Source organism: uncultured Paraglaciecola sp., from assembly GCF_937123705.1.
Classification (GTDB): domain Bacteria; phylum Pseudomonadota; class Gammaproteobacteria; order Enterobacterales; family Alteromonadaceae; genus Paraglaciecola.
In genome coordinates, this window is sequence record NZ_CAKZKO010000041.1 from 1 (window position 1) to 3,558 (window position 3,558).

Below are 3,558 nucleotides of genomic sequence, written 5' to 3' on the forward strand. Positions count from 1 at the left end.
TCGTTATTTTTGGCATCAAACATGGCAAAAACATGGTGTGATAAAAGCTATAAATCAAGTGTTGCAATATTTTGATGTTGAACAAGGTTTGATTAAACATTTGGCGGATGGCATCAGACGCGTCACTGACTTACGGCACCTAAGCGAACTATTGCAACAACAAAGTATGCAGTTAGTGGGGGAGACACAACTAGTTCATTGGTTCGAGACCTGTTTGCTGGAGCCTGATCATAATAGCGATAATCAACAAATGCGCTTGGAAAGTGATGCCAATTTAGTGCAAATCATCACCTTGCATTCCTCTAAAGGGTTAGAATTTCCTTTGGTATTTATTCCCTTTGCTAGTAATTATCGTATAGCGCAACAGGCCTTATATCACAACGACAAGCAGCAACTGGAAGTGGATTTTTTGAATCAAGATAATAATCTGCAAAAAGCAGATTTTGAGCGGTTAGCGGAAGATATTCGATTACTCTACGTTGCGGTGACTCGTGCCATTTATTATTGCTCGATTGGTGTTTGGAATATCACCTTAGGTAAAAGCAAAAAGGAATCGGGATTTACCTTATCAGCTTTGGGATCTGTTTTGATGCAAAGCAAAGACAATGCCGAGCAAGCAGCAGAGCAAACACCTGAACAGCCTACAACCGACTCGCTGATTACCCAGCGTATTCAAGCATTGGCAACTAAGTGTGACTTGTCATATCGAACCTTTACAACTGCTGAGGCGCCTAGAAAGTTTGCACCGCAATTGGATACAAGCAAATCATCAGCAATCAAAGCCTTAACACTATTAAAAGCAGTGGATAGACCATGGCGACTAACCAGCTATTCGGCCATCAGTAGCCAACAAGTGCATTTGGATATGCCATTACCGGGGCAAGATGAAGGTAAAGATGTAGCGATTGATTTAGAAATTGATAGTCAATATTCGAGCCTAGCAAGCCAACAAGTAGCGCAGCAAAGCCCTTTTAGTTTTGAGCGTGGCGCTAATGCGGGGTCGTTTTTACATGGTGTTTTGGAAAATATTGATTTTCAAATGCCACAACAATTATCTGAAGTGATCACCCAGCAATCTACCTGGTTTGGTATTGCTGAAGAATGGCATGATTGTGTTGAAACTTGGTTAGCAGATGTACTGGTTGCGCCTTTTTCTAAAGACGATAAAACCATCAATATCAGTTTACAAAAGCTTGCTGCTAATCAAGTCAAAGTCGAAATGGAATTTCACATGCCTTTGCATCAGGTGAAGGTCACAGACTTTAATCGCATCATAAATCAATACTTTCAGCAATATGCTCGTGATTACCAGTTTCAACAACTTAACGGCATGATCAAAGGTTTTATCGACTTAATGTTTGAATTTGACGGCAAGTTTTATGTGGCCGACTATAAATCCAATCATTTAGGAGATAGCTACGAACACTATCATGACGGTGCAATGGAACAAGCAATGTCGGGACACGATTACCACTTACAAGCCATTCTTTACACCTTGGCATTACATCGCTGGTTGAAACATAAATTGCCTCATTATGACTATAACAAGCATATTGGTGGCGCTTATTATTTGTTTATTCGCGGCATGAGCCAAACAATGCCAGGCAATGGGGTGTATTTTATACAACCTGAAAAGTCGATGATTGAAGCCTTAGACGATTTGTTTTCTGGTAAAGAGCCAGTAGATAAGCAAACACTCAAGCAAGATGGACAACTAGACCTATGGTAAGCCAAGCATGTTAATGCAAATTCAAAACAATTTGGCGTTAAACGCGGCCTTAAATCAATTACTTAATATGGCAAAAATTCGTGCCGTTGATGTGGCCTTTGCCGACTTTATTTACGGTGAAGAGTCACAATTAGATATACCTGCCAGAGAATGCCTGACGTTATTGGCCGCCTACCTGAGTGCGCAATCGGGAGAACAACATAGTTGTGTTGCTATTGATGAGCTTGGGCAACCTTTTGCAGGCGTGTATGTATTTCCTGAATTAGGAACGTTGCAAAACTACATTAAAAACGCTGCGACTTTTTTATGTTTTCAGAGTGTTTTGGCTGAGGGCAACAAATGCCCAGTTAAGCCAATAGTGATGGACAATAATCAACTGTATTTGCAGCGATATTGGCAATATGAGAGGCAACTTGCTGCTATCATCAGAGAAAAGGCTGCTAACATTCGCAACTTGGATTTAGTCGCTGCGCAAACATTATTAACTGAATTGTTTCCTGAACAACACAGTTCTGCATTAGATTGGCAAAAAATTTCGGTATGTATTGCCGCCAGCCAAAGCATTAGTTTTATCACTGGCGGTCCTGGTACCGGTAAAACCACCACAGTCACAAAGTTGTTGGCGTTATTACAAGGCCTTGCAACTAAACAAGCAAACCCCTTAAGAATTCAGCTTGTAGCACCAACCGGCAAAGCGGCTGCTAGGTTGACTGAGTCAATTAGCAATGCCAAACAAAAATTGCCTACTGAACTCCAAGATAATCTGCCTGAACAATGCGAAACCATTCATCGCCTATTAGGTGCTAAACCACAAAGTCCTTATTTTAAAGCCAATACACAGCATCCTTTACACTTAGATGTGTTGGTGGTTGATGAGGCTTCTATGGTTGATTTACCTTTAATGGCAAAGCTATTTGCTGCGCTTCCAGAAAATGCGCAAATAGTGTTGCTCGGAGATCAAGATCAACTAGCATCGGTTGAAACAGGCAGTGTGTTGTCTGATATTTGTGCCGCGAGTCAGTTGCACCTGATAAATAGCGATAACTCATTGCAAGGCTACAGTGAAAACATGCAAAGCCATTTAGCGCAGCTGGTTTCTCTAGAAAGGGTTACAGATAACGTGCCTAAACCATCTGAGTCAGGCCCAGCTAGTGTGATCCAGGATAACCTAGTTCGTTTAGTTAAAAGCCATAGATTTGATGAACATAGCGGAATTGGTCAACTTGCCAAGCAAATAAAAACAGGGCAGGTGACACAGAGCTTTGATTTATTAACAGGCGACCATTTTAGCGATATCAACTGGTATCAACCTCTTGAAACCTCTCAGGCTGGTGTAAGCAGCGAAATACTAAAAACACTTATCATACGATTATTGCCAATTTACAAGGCGTATATTCATGCGATTCAACAAGGCGATCTAAAAGCCGCTTTTGCATATCTGCAACAACAACAAGTGTTGTGTGCCCAAAAGAATGGTTTTTGGGGTGTTACCCAGTTGAATATGTTGATTGAGAGCGAATTACATAAACAAGGATTAATTGATAACAGCAAAGACTTTTACATTGGCAGACCAGTGATGTTATCGAAAAATGATCATCTACTTAAATTGTTTAACGGCGATATTGGCATAGTGATGCCAGACCCAAATAACACCAGCTTAAACAAAGTATGGTTTGAAACCGCAAATGGTGAATACCGCGGCTTATTACCTAGCCGTTTACCTAGCCTTGAAACCTTATACGCAATGACCATTCACAAAAGCCAAGGCTCAGAATTTGAGTCGGTTTATTTATGTTTGCCAGCTATTACCGCAAACAATCAAGGCCGAG

Annotated in this window: 2 protein-coding genes; both read left to right on the plus strand. The window is 41.0% G+C overall.

Going from position 1 to position 3,558, the window contains the following annotated elements; all coding sequences use genetic code 11:
* A partial coding sequence (locus Q0688_RS07385) for a 3'-5' exonuclease (protein ID WP_299074695.1) occupies positions 1–1,729 on the plus strand: 1,729 nt, incomplete at its 5' end.
* Positions 1,730–1,736: 7 nt separating this feature from the next.
* A partial coding sequence (gene recD, locus Q0688_RS07390) for an exodeoxyribonuclease V subunit alpha (protein WP_299074697.1) occupies positions 1,737–3,558 on the plus strand: 1,822 nt, incomplete at its 3' end.